We start from the raw sequence: 20,216 nt of genomic DNA on the forward strand, positions 1-20,216 counted from the left end.
TTTAATATCTGGTTGCGGGGGCAGGATTTGAACCTACGACCTTCGGGTTATGAGCCCGACGAGCTGCCAGACTGCTCCACCCCGCGTCTGAAGAGATAAATTATAGCATGACTTATGACGCACAGCAACCGGGAAGCTGAATTTCATGGCAACAATGATAAAATTCATGTTTTCCCTTTTGGGGGGCAGTCATTCCGGCACCTCCAATTTTTCTGGATTCCGGTTTTTTCATGAAATTCTGTTCACAGTGCGCACACCCGGTTGTGTTTGATATCCCGCTAGACGACACGCTGCCGCGGTATATCTGCAAAAACTGCAAGACAATCCATTACCAGAACCCGAAAATCGTCGTCAACACCATCCCTTTCTGGAAAGAAGAAAAGGAACTCTCGGTTTTGCTCTGCCTCCGGGCCATTGAGCCGCGCCTGGGATTCTGGACGCTTCCGGGTGGATTCATGGAAAACAATGAAACAACCAAAGAAGGCGCCCTGCGCGAAACAGAAGAAGAGGCAGGAGCCGATATTGTCATGGGAGACCTTTTTGCGCTGATGAATCTGCCAACGGTTCAGCAGGTGCACCTGTTTTACCTCGCCGAGCTGAAAAGCCTTTCTTTTGCGCCCGGCCTGGAAACACTGGAAACACAGATGTTTACCGAAACTGAAATTCCGTGGGATGAGATTGCCTTTACCAGTACGCGTCAGGCGCTTGAGCTGTTTTTCTCTGACCAGCAAAAAGCGCTCAATGGCCAGAGCCGCTTGCATTCGGTTGACCTCAAGCGGCTGGTTTATCCCACGTAAAGACGGAAAATATTTGTCAGGGACGTCCGGTTACGATTATGATGCTCGCTGCAATGCGACTGTAAAGGAGATTCATCTATGGCGACTTATCCACTTTTTGTCAGTTACAGCTGGCTGCCGGATGACGGCACACAGCGTCTTTATGGCCTGCTCGAAAATTACCGGATTCGCCATGTACCGGACTTCGCTTATGAACTCTTCAGTGTTTCCAAGGATGATCCGGTGCAGCACCTGCCATCCAAAAAAGCCCTCGCCATGGCCATTGAAGAAAAAATGCGCCCCTGCTCCTGCCTGCTCATCCTGGCCGGTGTATTCGAGGAATACAAACGGTGGATTGATCTTGAACTGGACACGGCAAAAAAGCTGAAAAAGCCGGTTATTCTGGTTGAGGCGGCTGATCCGAAACATACCTCATCAAAAGAAAAGCGGGCCGCCGTAAAGATCGTAAAATGGGATGTGCAGGAACTCGGTGAAGCCATTGAAGCGGCCGTTGGCAAATCCTGACAAACCACCCCGCACAACCTGTGAACCCACACCGGCAGGGAAAATTATTTTTGCCTGCCAATGCTTCTGTCAGAAACGGATGGACATGTGATTCCCTGGCTGGAACCGAACGACCCTTTCCCTGATGCCTCTCTTGCACTGCCGGAATCCAGTGGTGCAAACGGCCTTTTGGCGGCCAGTGCCACGATCTGGCCGGAACGCCTCATTGAAGCCTACAGAAATGGCATCTTTCCCTGGTTTTCAGCAGGCCAGCCGGTACTCTGGTGGAGCCCCAATCCGCGCATGGTGCTTCGGACGGACAGCCTTTCTGTCTCCCGAAGCCTCAAAAAGAAATTGAACCAGGTCAGAAAAAGCATGCTGTCTGGCGGGCAATGGCAAATCCGTTTTGACTCTGCCTTTGAAAAGGTCATGCGCGCCTGCGCTGCTCCCAGGAAAGGTGATCCGGGAACCTGGATTTCAGAAGAAATGATTGAAAACTATGTCCGGCTGCATGACACCGGCTACGCGCATTCAGTTGAACTCTGGCAGGAAGGCAAACTGGTTGGCGGGGCATACGGGGTGTCCATTGGAAAGATGTTCTATGGAGAGTCCATGTTTTCCCGTGTCAGCGATGCATCCAAAATAGCACTGGCCTGGCTGGTACAGTTTCTTCATCAAAACGGTGTCCGGCTCATCGACTGCCAGCAGGAAACGGCGCATCTGGCATCGTTAGGCGCTACAGCTATTTCAAGAGAAGCATTTTCAGCGCATCTGGCTGGCGTTATTGACCTGGCGCCTGTCGCAAAGTGGATACCGCCGGTTATTGAATCGTTTTGATCCATATCCTTAAGCCGGGGCAATATTGGCTCTCCTTTAAGCTACAATAAACAAATTTTGTCCAATTTACCGGGGAGCAGTATCTTTTTGTTTCTCAAACAGATTCTTCCCTGATTTCAACTGGCGGACCATACCGATGATGGAAAAACTAATGTATGCGCTTGTTCGTCCGGTCCTTTTTTCAATGGATCCGGAAAATGCCCATGAATTCACCATGAAATCCCTCAAAGTAGCGGGCGCTACCGGTCTTTCCCGCCTGAATCCGAAAGTACCGGATTCGCCAAGGCGGGTCATGGGCATCACTTTTCCGAATCCGGTTGGCCTGGCAGCCGGTCTGGACAAGAATGGCAGTGCCATTGATGGTATTGCTTCACTTGGTTTTGGCTTCATTGAACTGGGAACCGTTACACCCCGTCCCCAGCCAGGCAATCCCAAACCCCGCATGTGGCGGATTCCTGAAGCTGAAGCCATCATCAATCGCATGGGCTTCAATAATGCCGGGGTGGATGAACTGGTCAAAAATGTGAAAGCCTCCCGCTACTTCCGAAAAAAAGAAGGGGTACTGGGATTAAACATCGGAAAGAATGCGGATACGCCGATCGACAGGGCGGTGGATGACTACCTGATCTGCCTGGAAAAGGTTTATCCTGTCGCGGATTATATCGCCATCAATATCTCATCTCCCAATACCAAGGATCTGCGACAGCTCCAGGGAGAATCCGAGCTGGACAACCTGCTTTCACAGATAAAAGATGCGCAAAAACGTCTTGCAGATACGCATTCATGCTATGTTCCCCTGGCACTGAAAATTGCGCCGGATCTCGACAATGAACAGATCAAAAACATTGCGGCAACCTTGCTGCGCTATGAAATCGACGGCGTGATTGCCACCAATACAACCCTCCAGCGTGAACTCATCAAAAATCTTCCGCATGCGGAAGAAGCTGGCGGCCTCTCGGGCGCGCCGGTGCGTGATTTGTCCACCCATGTCATCCGGCTGCTCAAAAGTGAGCTGGGTGATACGATTCCCATCATTGGCGTTGGCGGCATCATGAACAGTATGGATGCCAGGGAAAAAATGGATGCGGGTGCATCACTGGTACAGCTTTTAACAGGCATGGTCTACAGAGGCCCGGCACTGGTCAGGGAATGTGTCAAGGCACTCGACTGACAAAATAAAAGCCGGCAGATGTCGGCTTTCTTATTGACTGTCTTGTCGAATCAGGCTGCAGCAGACAAAGCGGCTGAAAACCGTTCAATCTGTGCTGGTGGCGGCAATTGCACAACCGTATCAGCAAGCTCACTGTCATCTACGATTCCAAGCATTTCATTTTGCTTGAACAGCCAGTCACGCACCGGGCCAGTGACAGGCAAACCGGATATTTTTTTGGATACCGACAGGTTCACCGTCAGGAGAATCAGGATCTTGGAAAAAGGAATATCCGGGAAGATATCCATGAAAAGATTCAGGAAGGAACGCGATTCAAGCACCCACAACACCTTCTTGCTGCTCATGTACTGCAGCACACTGGTAATACTGTGCCCGCGACCAATCACCTGAAAAACAAACCGGTTGAAATTCTTGTCGATCGCCTTGAAATCCAGCTCATCCTCAACCATGATGCGGGAAAGATAATAAAGACCGGTTGCCAGCCTGAAAAAACCTACCGCCTGTTCGCGGTTATTGCCATACAGGCAGATATTTGTGAGCTTCTGCTTGACGTCATCGTCAAGCAGAAGATAGGAATAATAAGAGTATTTTTTCATTTCCAACCTCTTCGTCCGCTAACACGAACCCCAAAAAACTGTACCAGTTACTTGTTTACGGCAGGAAACTATCAGACTTTACAGCCTTTCGGCTTTTAATGCCTCCAAAACAGCCGGGCGCAAGTTCACGCGCGCCTGGAAAGCCTGTAATGACGGCCATTTCGCCAGATCGAGCCCGACAAAATCAGCATATCTTGTCACGGTAAAAAGATAGGCATCCGCCACAGAAAAAGTGTCGCCCAGCAAAAAAGCGGTTTGGGAAAGCTGGGACTCCACGACATCATAGTAGCGGTTAAGATTGCCCCGGAAAATCTCCTTGCATGGGTCCGGCATGGCCGGATTAAAAAACGGGGTGTAATTTTTATGCAGCTCGGTTGCAATCAGGTTCAGCCATTCCATCAGGCGATAACGCTGCATGTTTCCCGGCTCAGGCGCAAGCTTCCTGCCCGGTGCCTGATCAGCCACATACTGAAGAACGGCGGCACCTTCTGTGAGCACCTGTCCGTTATCAAGCTGTAATACTGGAACAGCCCCCTTGGCACTGACCTGATAAAAATCCTTGCCGGATTCGGTCTTTTTTTCACGCAGGTCCACCTTTTCCATGTCAAAAGCCAGCCCGGCCTCACGCAATGCAATATGAGTAGCCAGTGAACTTGCGCCTGGTGTGTAGTACAGTTTCATTGCCTCTTCCTTTCTTATGGTTGATGAAATGCCACCGTCTGCTTTAACTGATTATAGGGGCTATCCGCCGAAATGCCGTATCTTTCCCGTTGTTTTGTCCAATCTATCCGAACACAACAGTTATTGATACAATGCGGATTCGTCCATTTAGTTTGCCTAAAAGTACAAATGGACGACCAAGCAATTCCGGGATACCCCCTGTTACTGATATCCCGTCAGGCCGTTTTTATTTTCATCAGCATTTCTTGTTTAATCAGGTTGGGAGACCTTTTATGAAACGAATCATGTATCTTTTTGCCGTGATCATATCCGGCGCACTGGTTTTATCCGGTTGTGAAAGCACAACATCTGGTGGGGTAACAGGCTCTTCGCGCAGTCAGCTTCTGCTGATTTCTTCCGAAGACGTCAATGCCGGCTCTGCCAAGGCATACAAGCAGGAAATGGACAAGGCACGTGCGGCCAATGCGCTGAACACCAATGCCACCTATACCAGGCGTGTCAATGCCATTGCCAAGCGTCTGATCGCACAGGTTGGCGTATTCCGCCCGGAAGCAAAAAACTGGAAGTGGGAAGTCAATGTTGTCAACAGCAAAACGGTCAATGCCTATTGTATGCCCGGCGGTAAAATTGCTGTTTATACCGGCATTATTTCCGAGCTGAACCTGACGGATGACGAACTGGCAGCGGTTATCGGCCACGAAATGGCCCACGCCCTTCGCGAGCACAGCCGTGAGCAGATTTCGCAGGAAATTGCAAAACAGCAGGCCCTCTCCATTGGCGGCGCCCTGCTTGGCGCAGGCTCAACCACACAGGATCTGGCCAATGTCGCCAGTCAGTACGTACTCACTCTGCCGTTTTCCCGCACCATGGAAGCCGAATCAGACGTGATCGGCATGGAACTGATGGCACGTGCCGGCTACAATCCGGAAGGCGCAATCAGCATCTGGCGCAAAATGAGTGCCCTCTCCGGCGGTAATGAGCCATCTGAGTTCACCTCAACCCATCCGTCAGACAAGACCCGTATTGCCAACCTGGAAAAAGAACTGCCCAAGGTAATGCCGCTTTACGAAGCAGCCAAAGGCAAGGGCGCATCCAAAACGGCAGCAAAGAAAAGCCGCAAGTAATCCGTATCCAGGCTGGGCCACAGCCTGAAATGAAAAACCCTGCAGTATTCGCTCAAGGCGATTGCAGGGTTTTTTTATGACGAAAGAATTCAAAAGCCAATCGGCAATGTTATTTACCACCCCATGAATCCCGCAGGGTCACAATCCGGTTGAAAACCGGCTTGCCTGGTGTGGAATCCTCGCGATCAGCAATAAAATAACCATGCCGCTCGAACTGGAAACGATCTTCAGGCAAGGCGGTTACCAGACCGGGTTCGAGATATGCCGTAATGACCGCTTTGGCATTGGGATTTAACGCTTCCCTGAAATCCCGGCCACCGGCATCCGGATGCGGATCAGAAAAGAGCCGGTCAAAAAGACGCACTTCCGCCTGAAAGGCATGATGGGCGCTGACCCAGTGAATATTGCCTTTCACCTTGTAATTGGCACTGCCTGGTGTTCCGCTCTTGCTGTCCGGAAAATAGGTGCAATGCACCGCCGTCACATTACCATTTTCATCAGTATCGGCATGTGTGCATTCCACCACATAGCCATAACGCAATCGCACCCGATTGCCCGGGAAAAGACGGAAGTAACCTTTCACGGGGTCTTCCATAAAATCTTCCCGTTCTATCCACAGCTCCTTGCTGATAGGGAACTGGCGTTCGCCACGCTCCGGATAATGGGGATGAAGCGGTGCCGAGCACATGTCTTTCAGATTTTCCGGAAAGTTATCGATAACCAGCTTCAGTGGATTGAGTACCGCCACGGCGCGGGGGGCCTTGGGGTCAAGATCATCTCTCAAGCTGGCTTCCAGCGTTGCCATGTCGATCCAGCCATCGGATTTGGCCACACCAATCCGTTCGCAGAAAAGCTGGATGGACTCCGGTGTATATCCGCGCCTGCGCAAACCGACAATCGTCGGCATACGCGGATCATCCCATCCCTCAACCACGCCCTCTTCCACAAGCTGGATCAGCCGACGTTTGCTCATGATGGAGTAAGTCATGTTCAGGCGGGCAAATTCATACTGGTGCGGCAATGGCCTGGCAAGAAAACCGCCGATTATCCGTCCATCCGGCAAGGTGACCGTTTCTGTCAGACGCGCTAAAACCCAGTCATAAAACGGGCGGTGATCCTGGAATTCCAGTGTACAGATCGAATGGGTGATATTTTCCAGTGCATCGGAAATCGGATGCGTGTAATCGTACATGGGATAAATGCACCAGCGCTCTCCCGTGCGATGATGGTGCGCATGCCGTATCCGGTAAATCACCGGGTCCCGCATATTCATGTTGGGAGACGCCATATCGATTTTGGCTCTTAACACCAGCGCACCATCCGGGAACTCCCCGTTTTTCATGCGACGGAAAAGATCCAGCGACTCTGCTGCCGGACGATCCCGGTAAGGCGATTTTTTGCCGGGCTCGGAGAAACTGCCTCGTGTTGCGGCAATTTCCTCCGCTGTCTGACTATCCACATAGGCATGCCCTGCCTCAATGAGATACTCTGCCATCAGGTAGAGCGTATCAAAATAATCACTCGCATAATTCAGGTAATCCGTGTCATTGTGTTCCCACGAAAACCCCAGCCATTTCACACTGTCAATAATGGTATCGACAAATTCCTGGTTTTCCCGTGTCGGGTTGGTATCATCAAAACGCAGGTGACAGCGGCCACTATAATCCCGGGCCAGTCCGAAATTCAGGCAGATGGACTTGGCATGTCCGATATGAAGATATCCATTGGGCTCTGGCGGAAAGCGGGTAATCACATCAGGCATGCCCTGCCGCCTGTAGGTTCCCTTTTTATTGTCCTGCTCAATAATCGCCCGCAGAAAATTCGAATTCGAGGGTTCCGAAGGGCTGTTTTTATTGTCGTTGCTCATGTCCTGCCTATAAAAAAATTATCGGCATCATTGTACCGTAGCGTACGCCCTGCCGCACAGGCGAATCCTATTTTCCTTTATCCGGATTCCCTGCATTTGATATAAAATAGACAACATGTGTCCCGCTCGTATCCATTCATTTTTCATGGCCAGACAATGATCCGTATTGTTATTGCAGATGACCACACTATCATGCGTGAAGGCCTGAAACGCATTTTTGAAGGGGTGGATGATATCCGGGTGGCAGGAGAAGCCGTTGATGGCTCCAGTACACTTGCCAAAGTAAAAGAAGGCGGATTTGAGGTACTGCTGCTTGATCTTTCCATGCCGGGCCGCAATGGAATCGAGCTCATCCGCCAGATCAGAACGGAGGCGCCAAAGCTGCCCATTCTGGTTCTCACCATGTATGAGGAAGAGCAGTATGCCGTTCGCGCGATCCGTGCCGGCGCTTTGGGATACCTCACAAAAGAAAGTGCCGGTACACAGCTTGTGAATGCCATCCGCCGCGTTGCCTCGTGGCGGCCCTATATCAGCATGGAAGTTGCGGAACAGCTGGCGCTCAATATGATTGCGCCGGAAAACGAACAGCCCCACACGCTGCTGTCAAACCGGGAATTCGAGGTTTTCACCATGCTGGCGGCAGGCAGGACCATTACCGAGATTGCAGGCCAGCTCCATCTGAGCGTCAAGACCATCAGCACCCATAAAACGCGCATTCTTCATAAAATGCAGATGAGCACACTCTCTGCAATCGTGCAATATGCCATTATGCATAATCTGCTCACGCCCATAGAGGCATAAAACGGTATCAGGTCTTTTTGCTGCCGATCTTGCTTTCTTTTCCCCTGGCCAGGTTACCAATATTCTGTACATGCCTGCTAAGCAGCAGAAAGCTCATGACAACAATCGCAATAAACTGGACATCAAATCCGGTCATCAGGCCATAGTACAGTGGTGCCAGAATGGCAGCGACGATAGCTGACAGGGATGAATAGCGCCAGATAAAGGCAACCAGCAGCCATGTCAGAAGCACCATCAACCCAAGTAGCGGGCTGATTCCCAGAAGTACCCCCAATGCGGTGGCAACACCTTTCCCTCCCTGGAAACGGGAAAAAACCGGCCAGAGGTGTCCGACAAACACCGCAATACTGCCACCGGCTATCGCCATGCTGCCCAGCCCCCACTGTGCGCCATACTGCATGCCCAGCCACACGACAATCCAGCCCTTTGCGGCATCGCCAATCAGGGTAAAAAGGGCTGCTTTTTTATTGCCGCTGCGAAGCACATTGGTCGCGCCCGGATTGCCGGAGCCATATGTGCGGGGATCAGCCAGCCCGAAGAGCTTGCTGGAAACCAGGGCAAATGAGATGGATCCAATCAGATAAGCGGCAATAAGATAGATGGCTGTATTCATTATTCCAGTCAGAAATTTGTCATCGTGTCCCGAGTTCGCCTGTATGATGAGGCCATGCAAAACATTCCCGGAACATCATTTTATTTGCGAAACGAATATTATGCAGCATGAAATCCGACTGGCGAGCTTTAATGTTCGCAATCTTGCCCTGCCGGGGCTGCTCTACTATGAAAACATGCCGCCCTATTCCCCGGCGGAATATGACATGAAAACAACATGGATTGCCGGCCAACTGGACCAGAGCAATGCTGATGTCATCGGGCTGCAGGAAATCTTTTCGCCAGAAGCTGTCGCAACTATTCTGGCAAAAACCCAGCATTATAAAAATGCGCATTACATCACGGTAGAAACCGGATCAGAAAGCCTGCCGCAAAGCCCGAATGTTGCCCTGGTTTCCCGTTTCCCGATTGTCGGCTCTCCCGTCTTTCACCATATCCTGCCGGATCAGTTGAAAGTGGCTCTGCCTGGTGACATGACAGAGATAAAGCATTTTTCACGTCCGGTTCTGCATGTCACCCTCCGTCTCCCGGCAAATATCGATGCCCATATTCTGCTTGCGCACCTGAAATCCAAAATACCGGATTACCCCGAAAATGCCAATCCCGATGCGTGCCTGATGCCTGAACTCGGCTCATTGCGTTCCCTGATCCGGCGAGGAACCGATGCACTTGGCATTCGGCATCTGCTCATCCATCTGCGCACCTTAAGCAACGCCCCGGTGATTGTCATGGGCGACTTCAATGATTTTGCGTTAGCCACCTCCACGCAAATTATCATGGGTGAGCCGCAAAACATGGCGGTATCCCTGCCCAATCAGCTTCATAACTGTTTTGAAATCCAGCGCGGCCTTTCATTTGAGGAAAAAAACAGCCCGTTTATCCGGGGAAGCGATATGCCCCGGATTGATCACATTCTGGTGACAGAAGAATTTACCGCCCAATCCCGCTTCAGGCTGGGTAGAGTCAAGAACGCCAGATATTTCAGCAGCCATTTTGGCAAAGACCGTCCCGAAATTTCCGACCACGGGCTCCTGATGGTCACTCTCGAACTGAGATAATCTCCTGCCCCATATTGAAGCATGACATGTGATAGCGAGTACTTACATCACCCTGTCATTTTGTGCCGCGGGGATGATGGTCCGCATGCAATTGCTTTAAGCGTTCGCGGGCGACATGCGTATAAATCTGTGTAGTTGAAATATCCGCATGCCCCAAAAGAAGCTGTACCACCCGTAAATCCGCACCATGATTCAGGAGATGCGTGGCAAAAGCATGCCGCAGGGTATGCGGTGACAAAGGGGTATGAATATCTGCCTGCATGGCATATTTCCTGATCAGGATCCAGAACATCTGCCGTGTCATGGCGCCGCCACGGGCTGTCACAAAAAGCGCATCGGACATCTGTCCGTTCAGTATCTGTGGACGCGCTTCTTTCAGGTAGCGATTGATCCAGACGCGCGCTTCCTGGCCAAATGGAATCAGCCTCGTTTTCCCCCCTTTGCCGATAATCCGCAAAACCCCCTCATTCATGCCCAATTCAACCGATTTAAGCAAAACCAGTTCGGAGACGCGCAACCCGCTGGCATACATCAGCTCAATCATGGTGCGGTCACGCAGGCCGAGCGGCGTATTCACATCCGGCGCAGCCAAAAGCGCCTCGACCTGGGATTCCGAAAGCGTTTTGGGAAAACGTTCGGGCTGTTTGGCGGATTTGAGCTTCAGGCAGGGGTCACTTGTTATCCGGTTCTGCCTTAACAAGAGCTGATAAAAACGTTTCAAGACCGTCAGACGCCGGTTGGCCGAAGTCGCTTTCGTCTCGGTATGCCGCGCCGCAAAATAGGCGCTCATATTTTCCGGGGTGGCATGGAGCATATCCATACCGGGATGCGTCCCCTCAAGCCAACGCGCAAACTGCTGCAAATCCCGCCGGTAAGCCTCCATCGTGTTTTTGGCCAGCCCATCCTCAAGCCACAGCGTGTCACAGAACTCATCAATCTGAGACTGATTCAGAGAGCTGATCCCTTTTTTTTCCGGCATATTCAATTCGTCAAAACACCTTCATGCCTGAGCAGCCAGCGCTTGATATTAAGAAAAGCGCTATCTGAAGCCGTCTCTCCTGAAAAACCGCCGATCCCGTTGGCCGCCACAATACGATGACAAGGGTAGTATAAAATCAGCGGATTAATCGCACAGGCACCGCCAACCGCCCTGGCAGCGGACTGTATGCGCTTGGCCACCTCGCCGTAGGTACGGGTCTGCCCCACCGGGATATTTCTCATCTCCTGCCACACCCGCCACTGAAAATCTGTTCCTGTTCTCGCCACCGGAAAATCCAGGGTAAAAGCTGAATCAGCCAGATAAGCCGCCAGCTGGCGACTGACCTCTCCGGCAAACTTGTCCATAGCGGTTTTTTCACCAATATATCCCGGCAAAAATGATAGTCGGCTGACTTTCTCACCATCTGAAACAAAACCCACTGCGCCAAATGGCGCTGAAACAATGGCAGAAAAACTGTCGGGGTTCACTATGTGGTCACTCTCTTTTTTCATCCTCAAATTCCCAGGAGTACGCTTGCCCGGAACCAGGCGCACTCGCAATCAAATAACATGTCATCCCCTTTTCTGAATCATAACAGCTTGGAGAACAGGCATTGCATTCTGCAAAAAAAACCTTTCTTCACAAAAAACAACATTTTTTTTAATAAAACCACAAAAAATCAATTGCTTGGATTACAATTTAAAACAAAAATGATAAAAGTTATGGCAAAATTCACCTAAAATGCTAATGTTGCCGGGAAGCAAGCCGTAAAAGAAGGAAGAGCTTTAACCCCACAACCGAAGCGAGTGATGCAATGCGGCAGAAAACAGTTTACCTAAATAGTGAAGCAGAAACCCTGGCACTGGGCGCTTCGCTTTCCCGTGCGCTCAAACCGGGAATGAAGATTTACCTGTACGGCGATCTGGGGTCCGGAAAAACCACCCTGGTCCGTGCGATACTGAAAACGGCAGGCCATGAGGACAGTGTCAAAAGCCCGACGTATGCCCTGGCAGAACACTATACGATCCCTCTTGACGGCAATCCGGTGGAATTGATGCATTTTGATCTTTTCAGGCTGGAAAACCCGGAAGAATTCATAGAAGCGGGCTTTGCCGAACACTTTGACAGCGATACGATCTGTATTGTCGAATGGCCGGAAAAAGCCGCCGGCGTTCTGCCACCAGCGGATATTGAAGGTATTTTCCTGATTATCGGCATGGGCAGAAAACTGAAGCTGTACGGTAAAACCGATATCGGTGCCGAAGCGATTGGCAAAATCTGTGTTGAAATGCATGAGTAATGGAATAAACGCGTAAATGATTCGTGACCATCACAACCTGCTAAAGAAGATAACGGGCGTTTTTTTCTCCCTTGTTCTCTCATTTGCCGTGGTACTGCCCGCCTGGGGGGCAAAGGTCCTGGCGGTGCGTGTCTGGCCGGCGCAGGATTACACCCGTATTACGCTTGAACACGATGGCGAGATCAAGACCTCACACTTCACGTTGAATAATCCTGACCGGCTGGTGGTCGAAATTGAGGGGATTGATCTCAACCCGGCACTTAAAGAGCTCGTGGCCAAAATCCAGACGGATGATCCTTATGTCAAACAGGCACGGGTTGGTCAGACCAAACCAAACGTCGTCCGAATTGTTTTTGATTTGAGAGAAGCAGTCAAACCGCAGGTGTTCACCCTCAAGCCTGTCGATAAATATCAGCACCGTCTGGTTCTGGATTTATACCCGACAGCGCCTGTCGATCCGATTGCCGCCTTGATCCGGAGTAGCGAAGCCAATAACAAGACCCGAAAACAACCCGCTCCTGTCGTAGAAGAAAAAACGGAATCCGCGCCAAAAGCCGTCGCATCAAAACCGGAAAAAAATACGGATAAAATACAGCTTAACCGGATGGTTACTGTGGTTTTAGACCCCGGACACGGGGGGGAAGACCCGGGCGCTATCGGCCATCGTGGCAGCCGCGAAAAAGATGTGGTGCTTTCCATTGCCCGCCGTCTCAAGACACGCATAGAACAGGAGCCAAACATGCGGGTTGTCATGACCCGAAATGGCGATTATTTTGTGCCATTACACGTCCGCGTGGAAAAGGCGCGCCAGGCACAGGCAGACCTTTTTATTTCCATTCATGCTGATGCGTTTATCGAGCCACGTGCCAACGGCTCTTCTGTTTTTGTTCTCTCTGAAAAAGGGGCCTCCTCCACAACAGCCAAATGGCTGGCGAAAAAGGAAAACGATGCTGACCTGATCGGCGGCGTCAATATCAAAAATCACAATCGCCAACTCGCCAGCGTCCTACTGGATCTGTCCACGACAGCCCAGATCAAGGACAGCTTAAAACTTGGCAGCGCGGTACTGAATGAAATCGGCGGTATCAATCGCCTGCACAAGTCCCACGTTGAACAGGCCGGGTTTGCCGTACTCAAGGCGCCGGATATACCCAGCATCCTGGTGGAAACCGCTTTTATTTCCAATCCGGAAGAAGAAGCGAAGCTTAACGATGGCGGACACCAGGAAAAAATTGCTGATGCCATCATGAATGGCGTCAGAAAATACTTCGCAAAAAATCCGCCCAAAACCCGGAACAAGATGATGTAACCCTCCATCATCGATCTTTTGATCAGATCGCCGCGAGGACTTCAATTAAGGTAGAATAGCGCATCATAACGGACTCAACGTCCCGTTTATACCCGAAGCGCTCGTAGCTCAATGGATAGAGTACTGCCCTCCGAAGGCAGGGGTTGCTGGTTCGATCCCAGCCGAGCGCGCCAAATCACTGAAAAACAAAAAACCCTCAGGACAGGGTATTCCGTGTGTTGTCCTGAGGGTTTTTCTTTCCAAATCATGTGAATCCACTCTGTCATGGAAAAAAACCTCATCCATAAGGGATGACGATTTAAAGCACAAAGGAGTCACCAAAAGATTTCGCCTGTTTCCAGGCGGCTTCAACCATGGGTGAACGCGGCTCCTTATCCAGGGATATCAGACCAACGGCATTATCAACAGTTGGGGTCAGGCTGATCCGAACAACATCATCAAGACCGGGAGGCATACTGAAAATTCCCTGGCTTTGCGGCAGGATACTGTACAGCCCGGCAGAACGGACGTGCGTATAAAGCGTCATCGGAGAATTGGTTTCAAGCACGATACGCGGCTTGACATTGGCCCGCTTAAAAGCCGCATTAATCTGCATCCGGTTTTGCAGTTCATCTGCAAGCAGGCACAGCGGGAGTTCGGCTGCCTCACTCCAGCTTAGCGAATCACGCTGGGCTATTTCGGACGTTTTCTGGGCCACGAGTACAAACGTTTCCTTGAAAAGCGAAAGATACCGCGTCCCCGGCTCAGGCGGTCCGCTGATGTAGCCGATTCCCAAATCAATTTCGTACCGTGCGAGTGCTGAAATAATTTTTTCCATGCTCATCGTTTGTACATGCTCATGGATATCGATATTGGAAGAAATAAAAGCGCCTGTCAGCAAGGCAACAACATGCAATGCCGTCGGGATGACACCAATCCGGATTTCTCCGGAAATCTTGCTTATGGCAGCAGCCTGCTGCATGCCTTTCCATGCGGCCAGGGTCTGATGGGCATACTTGAGAATATGCTCACCTTCAGGGGTTAAGCCTTCGTAGCGCCGGCCCCGCTTGACAATGGGGATGCCAAGCTCCTCTTCGAGGTTCCGGATTGCCGTCGACAAGGCGGGCTGAGTAACACAGCATATTTCTGCCGCATGGGCAAAATGCTTTTCCTTGGCAAGGGTAACAAGATATTCAAGCTGACGAATAAACATAAATTTGAAACTTTTTGGTATTTCACAAGAATAAACTGCCCCCATAATACGACAGAATCCTTATCTTCACAGAGACGGTGAATGTAAAGCACCATCCCAAAAACGGATGTAACGGAAAAAGAACAACCTGCAACATCAGGAACCGTCAAAACCGGTCAACATGGGATCGGCCGGTTTGGAAAAACATCAGCAAAACAAGGCAAGGAGAAAAGATGCGCCAGAATTCCTGTGTGGGCAGGAAAATCCTGAAATCACACGAGGAATGCCAGTCGCACTATCAGGAAACCGTACCAGCTTTATGCAGAAAGAGACACGTTAATAACCATGCAGTTGTCTCGTCAGCATGTTTCACATGTAAAACATTCACCATTATTTTTAAATTGATATATTTCCATTTATTAACCAATAAAATCATTTGATTAAAAACAGATTAATAAAAACAAATCATTTATTAACTATTTTTGTTTATGATTCAATTAAAATTTTTAATTAAAACTCAATTGACTTTCTGATTTTCATCAAACACCCGGGGCCGCTATTTCCGCACTGGCAGTAACCATGCTGACGTCATTGGCGGTTTTTGCAATGGCATTGTTACCCATCATCATATACTGTTCGCCTCCAGGCGCATAATCAAGCCAGGCATAGGAATCATGCCGTGCAATCTGCTGATGGGGCATCGCCAGCCCGGCACAGAAAACGGCCAGCGTAAGCACAGAGATAACAAGATGTGCATGTTCAAGAAATGAATCAAAGGTTTTCATATATTTCTCCAAATAATTAAATGGTACGACAGTCTTTTCAGGATAATCAATACCACATTCCACCAATAACACTTCTATTTGAAATAATATGCCTTTAAATAAAAATAATAAAATTCTTTTTATTTATTGATTCATTAAAGTTTCTAATGCCAACCTCATAAAAATTTTTAAAAAACAGTTTATATCAAGCCCGAAATTTTTATTTTCAATCAGTATATCCACCCGGCCAGAACACATACCGCGTACTTCACGCCATGAACTATCCGCAGACAAACGGCACTGGGGGCGCAACATAGTCCCTGCAAAACACCGGGATACGGTTTGATCCATGCACCATAAAGCAAAAAGGAATCTCAATCTTTCTGACAGCGGTCCGAACCGTAAGCGTCCATCCATCTGTGGGCCATACACAGTCATTGCCATCATCCGGACGCACAAGCATAATTCGCTCAATCATGGAAACACATCGGTATTTTCCGGCCGAGAGTTTCATGCCAGCGGTATCAAACGCATGTGCTGACAACGTGTTTGTCTTTTCTGGAAATGTCTCTGCTTTCTCATCCAGAATGCAATAGCCCGGATGATGGATGAATCGGCTGATGGGACAGGTAGTGATGTCCCTGTCTGAATATATCGGCCAGACACGATGCGCAATGACCACTTCCTTGAAGCAGATATCTTCCCCTTTGGTTTCAATGTCCAGGTCAATCTGAAAATCAAACGTTATGGCATCAACTGCTCTGACAGAAGCCTTGTCGATCCTTACACGCAATTTTCGATAAAACAAGCCGTTTTTCCGGATCCATAATCCGAGGAAAACGAATCCACATACGCCACCCAGAAAAACTGCTGTCGTTCTGATCAGTTCTGTATCCACTGTAAACCTCACTTTAAAAGACCAACTGGTACGGCATCACCGTGCAGGAACCACAATAAAAAAACTGATATGAGAACGCCCTCACTCTTACCGGAAATGAGGGCGCTAATGCTGCACGGCCCCTTCTGCTGTAAAGTGCCCATCAGCCGGAATTCGCTTTGAAAACTCAGGCAGGCGGGAATACAAATACGGCTGACTCGTGATAATTCGGTGAGTCATCGGGAAGCTCATCCTCCCTTAAGCGATAGACCAGAACAGGGATCTCCGCACTGGCAAGAACCTTGTTGGATACACTGCCCATCAAGACATGATCCCAGCCCGCACAGCCATTTGACCCGATAAAAATCATGTCGCATCCATATTCCCTGGCTTCTCGAACAATAGCCAGGGCAATATGGTTGGCAATCCCCAGAATGCTCTTGTGCTTTACCCCCATTTCCGAGGCAAACAACTCGAGCGGGTGGAGGATTTTTTCACCGGCGACCTTCACAGCGGCCTCATAATCTGCTTTTGAAATGGACTTGCCCAGGCCGGACTTTTCATACTCACGTGCGACGTGGATAAAGAAAACTTCAGCACCCAACTTTGCTGCGGTCCTGATGCCTTCCGCTGCGGCAATATCGCCAAGAACAGAACCATCCGTGGGAATCATAATTTTGGTAAACATGGTGTTCGCCTCCAGTTCAGAATCGTCAAACGATCGATTTGATTATTTGCATTTCATCATCAGCAACAGCACGACATCACGTTGTCTCAAAAATTCGGAAGATTTTATGGACAACCACGATATCAGCAGCACGACATCTTATATTTTGCAGGCCTGTTGCCAAGATGGCCTTTTTGAAAACGCTGACTCTCGTTTTTAAGGGAGAGTCAGCGCTGCTTTCCTGATATGTAAGGGATATATCAGTTTGCCGGAGCCACAGCGGGCTTGGTTTCAAGCGTTTTCATGCCACGTTTTTTCGGTGGGCCCATTCTTGGCATCACGAAAGTCGCGAGGATGAAAGAAAGTGTTGCCGTCGCACCGGAAATCGCGAAGGCAGTTGACCAGCCAAACTGCGTTGCAACTGCAGCGCCCAGGCCACCACCAAAGATGGACGCGGTTGCTTTTGCTGCCCAGAAGAAACCGTAGTTCCTTGCCGAGTAAGCGGTACCGAATACATCACTGTTTGTGGATGGGAAGAGCGCATAGCTGCCGCCTGAGGTAAAGAAGGCAATACCCAGCATCACGATAAAGAAGGCCGTGCCCATCGACGACACATGCGCGAAGGAGAACATCGCAATCGCATTGACACCGAACATGATAGACATTGCTTTATAGCGGCCGATTTTATCGGAAAGGAAGCCCCAGAAAGGACGGCAGCCGCCATTAAAGAGGTTCTGGATCGTAATCGCAATAGCCATCGTACCTGCAGCAATGCCGAGGGTTCGGCCAAAAGGCGCGCTGTTGGCAACCAGGAAAAGGAAACCGAAGTTAACGGAGAAGAAGGCTGTCCACAGTACCCAGAATTGCGGAGTACGGAGCATTTCACCTGAATTGAAGTCTCTTTCCGTTGCGACAATCGCTTTCTTGACACCACCTTTTTGCTGCCCCGGGAATTTGATAATGAAGGCAATCAGGATAATGACGATGCCCATCACAATACCGGTATACATGAAAGCCGGGCCGACACCATCTGTTTTCAGCATTGAGCTGATCAGCGGCAGGAATGGCAATACACCGAGGCCGTAACCAGCAGCGGTGAAACCTGAAGCCAGGCCCCGTTTATCCGGGAACCAGCGGTTGGCTGTATTGATGGCAATACCGTAAATAATACCCACACCTGCACCAGCAAGAATGTACAGGCCATAAAGTACCGGAATACTCTCAGCCTGGCCCATGCTGGACCAGCCGATAAGAACCATCAGGCCACCTACCATCAACGTCCATTTCGGGCCGAATTTATCGACAAAAAACCCGCCGCCAGGTTGTGAAGCTGCCTGAATAACCTGTGAAAGGGTGAAAGCGGTCTGAACAGCCGCCAGCGATACCGCGAGGTTTTCGGTCAGCGGTCGCGCAAATAACGTCCACGCATACTGGACGCCAGAGATCATACACATTAATAAAACAGCCAGTATGAGGTAAAACCAGCGGTTTCCTTCTGGAATTGCCGGTTTTGCTGGCTGAGTTGGCACTGAAGTACTCATCGCATTACTCTCTTAAGTAAGTTGAAAAAAAGTGAAAGGGGTAAATCTGAATAAAACATTTATATCAACTCAGATAACGCTTTTCATAAAACAAAAGATCAATGTTCAGCCGCTTATTACAAAAAACATTCAGCCTTTTACAATTCAATGAAAAAATCAAAAAACATAAAATCACAAAAAGCCAGGTGTTTTAAGCGCAACAGACATCACCATTCATGCTGATAAAAGTTGCTTTTGTCACAAGCGAAAAACCTGAAACAATATGCCTGAATATCCCATTGTTTATATCAATCACACATGCAAACATACTGCCTATCCACAGCTTAGCCCTCCCCTTTTCAAGAGTAAAATTCTTTTTATTTATTGCATCATTAAAATTTTTAATCAAAAAAACAGCAACGACAACCCTGGCTTATCGGCTGGGGAACATTTGGGCCTGTCCCTTTAAAAACAAGGGCTGCAAAGCGATTTGGCGAGGGGAAAGGCGGCAGCTTCACACGGGAAACTGTTATTTTTCATGAGGGGATGAGAGAGAAATGCCATGTTGAGCCCGATAATACGCGCGCCGATATATGTTAAAAACAACATATAAAACCAGCCGAATCCGGTTTTTAAATCCAATATGGCAGCGTATTGATTAAAAGTTATTATTGTGAAAGCAGGCTGTTCCGTTTTACTACTGTAACTCACGTTGAGAATCGCATAAAAACATTCAAACAAAATCTATAATGTGCGCTAATAGTTGATTAAAAAAATTAATCAAGCAATAACCCTGCCTATTTAAGGAACCACTCACATCCATTACTCTTTATTTAATTAGAAAATTTAATTAAACAATAAATAAAAAGAATTTTACGCATTAAAAAAAAACGATTAATCTTCCAACTATGCAATATGTTAATGAGTCGTTTCTCTCCAGCCATACAAAACGTCTTGTTTTTTCATGTTGTTGATACTGGTTTTTTTGCAGTAACCGGAACGCCGGACACTCAGTCATTACAGCCATAGTTTCTGAGCATAATGGTTTTCCAGTAAAACGCTGGCATTCTCTCCTACTCTCCTCGCCAGCGATTGCGGATACTGGTTTCCTTAGTAGTGTGACTGGTGTCCCTCGTGTGACTTCAGGCTTTCCCTGACCACACCGGGACCCCGGCACATCCTCTCCCCCCGAAATTGCTTCCTGAACCTTTTCTCACCCCCCGTCATTTATTACAATAGTGGCAGTATCCAGCTGTCATACCCGTTTGTTCCGGCAACGCAGCCATGCTGTTAACTTACTCATGGGAGGGGCAATATGAGCAAGGAATTCACTATTCATATCCAGGCTGGCTGCCGGATAGCTGGTTATATTTCGGACAAATCCAGAAACAGGAGCGTTGCGGAAGTATTTGATGTACTTGAAGTCAAGTCAGATGGCCAGTTTCGATGCCATATGGTGGGAACCCATTTTGGCAGGGAACATAACCGCAGTGTTTTTCTTTATGAGCACCAGTTGAGCTGGTGTCGTCTGCCGGATGGCCGGGAATTTTTCAGGAAATCACCTGAAGAAAAATGGCAGGACATAAAACTGCTTGCCTGACT

At 49.2% G+C, this 20,216-nt stretch carries 21 protein-coding genes and 2 tRNA genes; 11 read left to right on the forward strand and 12 right to left on the reverse strand.

The features are described from left to right. Window positions 1-9: 9 nt before the first annotated feature. Window positions 10-86 (reverse strand) — tRNA-Met (locus tag NB640_RS04755). Window positions 87-230: 144 nt separating this feature from the next. Between NB640_RS04755 and NB640_RS04760 the strand changes: the two genes are divergently transcribed. The 4 genes from NB640_RS04760 (at window position 231) to NB640_RS04775 (ending at window position 3,288) form a co-directional block, all read left to right on the forward strand. Beyond that, window positions 231-797: an NUDIX hydrolase gene (locus NB640_RS04760; protein WP_269310026.1), complete on the forward strand. Its 567-nt coding sequence runs from the start codon at window positions 231-233 to the stop codon at window positions 795-797. A gap of 78 nt (window positions 798-875) precedes the next feature. Then, window positions 876-1,301, forward strand: coding sequence for a TIR domain-containing protein (locus NB640_RS04765; RefSeq protein WP_269310027.1), 426 nt, complete (start codon window positions 876-878; stop codon window positions 1,299-1,301). 87 nt (window positions 1,302-1,388) lie between these two features. Beyond that, complete coding sequence (aat, locus tag NB640_RS04770; protein WP_269310395.1) at window positions 1,389-2,117, forward strand: leucyl/phenylalanyl-tRNA--protein transferase; 729 nt, start codon at window positions 1,389-1,391, stop codon at window positions 2,115-2,117. Window positions 2,118-2,253: 136 nt separating this feature from the next. Further along, entirely contained in the window at window positions 2,254-3,288 is a 1,035-nt protein-coding gene (locus NB640_RS04775; protein WP_408637945.1) for a quinone-dependent dihydroorotate dehydrogenase, read from the forward strand. A gap of 50 nt (window positions 3,289-3,338) precedes the next feature. Here the strand turns inward: NB640_RS04775 and NB640_RS04780 are convergent, their stop codons facing one another. Further along, window positions 3,339-3,884, reverse strand: a complete 546-nt coding sequence (locus NB640_RS04780; protein WP_269310029.1) for a hypothetical protein — start codon at window positions 3,882-3,884, stop codon at window positions 3,339-3,341. A 78-nt stretch (window positions 3,885-3,962) separates the two neighbouring features. Beyond that, window positions 3,963-4,565 carry a glutathione transferase GstA gene (gstA, locus tag NB640_RS04785; protein WP_269310030.1) on the reverse strand — a complete coding sequence of 201 codons (603 nt, stop codon included), beginning with the start codon at window positions 4,563-4,565 and terminating at the stop codon, window positions 3,963-3,965. A 272-nt stretch (window positions 4,566-4,837) separates the two neighbouring features. On the opposite strand from gstA, the gene NB640_RS04790 reads away from it, so the two are divergent. After that, window positions 4,838-5,689, forward strand: a complete 852-nt coding sequence (locus NB640_RS04790; RefSeq protein ID WP_269310031.1) for a M48 family metallopeptidase — start codon at window positions 4,838-4,840, stop codon at window positions 5,687-5,689. A gap of 109 nt (window positions 5,690-5,798) precedes the next feature. On the opposite strand, the gene NB640_RS04795 is transcribed toward NB640_RS04790, so the two are convergent. Next, window positions 5,799-7,556: a glutamine--tRNA ligase/YqeY domain fusion protein gene (locus tag NB640_RS04795; RefSeq protein ID WP_269310032.1), complete on the reverse strand. Its 1,758-nt coding sequence runs from the start codon at window positions 7,554-7,556 to the stop codon at window positions 5,799-5,801. Window positions 7,557-7,712: 156 nt separating this feature from the next. On the opposite strand from NB640_RS04795, the gene NB640_RS04800 reads away from it, so the two are divergent. Continuing rightward, window positions 7,713-8,357, forward strand: coding sequence for a response regulator (locus tag NB640_RS04800; protein WP_269310033.1), 645 nt, complete (start codon window positions 7,713-7,715; stop codon window positions 8,355-8,357). A gap of 7 nt (window positions 8,358-8,364) precedes the next feature. Here NB640_RS04800 and plsY read toward each other — a convergent pair whose 3' ends face one another. Continuing rightward, complete coding sequence (gene plsY / locus NB640_RS04805) at window positions 8,365-8,970, reverse strand: glycerol-3-phosphate 1-O-acyltransferase PlsY (protein ID WP_269310035.1); 606 nt, start codon at window positions 8,968-8,970, stop codon at window positions 8,365-8,367. Between the two features lie 100 nt (window positions 8,971-9,070). Between plsY and NB640_RS04810 the strand changes: the two genes are divergently transcribed. Continuing rightward, window positions 9,071-10,027: an endonuclease/exonuclease/phosphatase family protein gene (locus NB640_RS04810; protein ID WP_269310036.1), complete on the forward strand. Its 957-nt coding sequence runs from the start codon at window positions 9,071-9,073 to the stop codon at window positions 10,025-10,027. A 55-nt stretch (window positions 10,028-10,082) separates the two neighbouring features. On the opposite strand, the gene xerD is transcribed toward NB640_RS04810, so the two are convergent. Then, window positions 10,083-11,006 carry a site-specific tyrosine recombinase XerD gene (xerD, locus tag NB640_RS04815; protein WP_269310037.1) on the reverse strand — a complete coding sequence of 308 codons (924 nt, stop codon included), beginning with the start codon at window positions 11,004-11,006 and terminating at the stop codon, window positions 10,083-10,085. 2 nt (window positions 11,007-11,008) lie between these two features. Next, window positions 11,009-11,518: a methylated-DNA--[protein]-cysteine S-methyltransferase gene (locus tag NB640_RS04820; RefSeq protein WP_269310038.1), complete on the reverse strand. Its 510-nt coding sequence runs from the start codon at window positions 11,516-11,518 to the stop codon at window positions 11,009-11,011. Between the two features lie 302 nt (window positions 11,519-11,820). On the opposite strand from NB640_RS04820, the gene tsaE reads away from it, so the two are divergent. The 3 genes from tsaE to NB640_RS04835 all read left to right on the forward strand — a co-directional run bounded on the left by tsaE (window position 11,821) and on the right by NB640_RS04835 (window position 13,788). Beyond that, window positions 11,821-12,306 (forward strand): tRNA (adenosine(37)-N6)-threonylcarbamoyltransferase complex ATPase subunit type 1 TsaE, encoded by a 486-nt coding sequence (tsaE, locus tag NB640_RS04825; protein ID WP_269310040.1) that lies wholly within the window; start codon window positions 11,821-11,823, stop codon window positions 12,304-12,306. A 16-nt stretch (window positions 12,307-12,322) separates the two neighbouring features. Continuing rightward, window positions 12,323-13,615 (forward strand): N-acetylmuramoyl-L-alanine amidase, encoded by a 1,293-nt coding sequence (locus tag NB640_RS04830; RefSeq protein ID WP_269310042.1) that lies wholly within the window; start codon window positions 12,323-12,325, stop codon window positions 13,613-13,615. Window positions 13,616-13,712: 97 nt separating this feature from the next. Continuing rightward, window positions 13,713-13,788: transfer RNA gene (locus NB640_RS04835), tRNA-Arg, on the forward strand. A gap of 125 nt (window positions 13,789-13,913) precedes the next feature. Here the strand turns inward: NB640_RS04835 and NB640_RS04840 are convergent. The 5 genes from NB640_RS04840 to oxlT form a co-directional block, all read right to left on the reverse strand. Continuing rightward, the gene (locus NB640_RS04840; RefSeq protein WP_269310044.1) at window positions 13,914-14,807 is read right to left on the reverse strand and encodes a LysR family transcriptional regulator; all 894 of its coding nucleotides are present in this window, start codon (window positions 14,805-14,807) and stop codon (window positions 13,914-13,916) included. Window positions 14,808-15,325: 518 nt separating this feature from the next. Continuing rightward, the gene (locus NB640_RS04845) at window positions 15,326-15,571 is read right to left on the reverse strand and encodes a hypothetical protein (protein WP_269310046.1); all 246 of its coding nucleotides are present in this window, start codon (window positions 15,569-15,571) and stop codon (window positions 15,326-15,328) included. A 259-nt stretch (window positions 15,572-15,830) separates the two neighbouring features. Beyond that, window positions 15,831-16,358 (reverse strand): hypothetical protein, encoded by a 528-nt coding sequence (locus tag NB640_RS04850; protein WP_269310047.1) that lies wholly within the window; start codon window positions 16,356-16,358, stop codon window positions 15,831-15,833. 256 nt (window positions 16,359-16,614) lie between these two features. Then, on the reverse strand, window positions 16,615-17,115 hold the full coding sequence (locus NB640_RS04855; protein ID WP_269310048.1) for a universal stress protein: 501 nt from the start codon (window positions 17,113-17,115) through the stop codon (window positions 16,615-16,617). Window positions 17,116-17,354: 239 nt separating this feature from the next. Then, on the reverse strand, window positions 17,355-18,635 hold the full coding sequence (gene oxlT, locus NB640_RS04860) for an oxalate/formate MFS antiporter (protein WP_269310050.1): 1,281 nt from the start codon (window positions 18,633-18,635) through the stop codon (window positions 17,355-17,357). Between the two features lie 1,294 nt (window positions 18,636-19,929). Here oxlT and NB640_RS04865 point away from each other — a divergent pair. Next, a complete protein-coding gene (locus NB640_RS04865) occupies window positions 19,930-20,214 on the forward strand; it encodes a hypothetical protein (RefSeq protein ID WP_269310051.1) in 285 nt (94 codons plus the stop codon). The last annotated feature ends 2 nt before the right edge of the window (window positions 20,215-20,216 follow it).

The sequence above is a fragment of the Oxalobacter vibrioformis genome, assembly GCF_027118995.1.
GTDB lineage: Bacteria > Pseudomonadota > Gammaproteobacteria > Burkholderiales > Burkholderiaceae_D > Oxalobacter > Oxalobacter vibrioformis.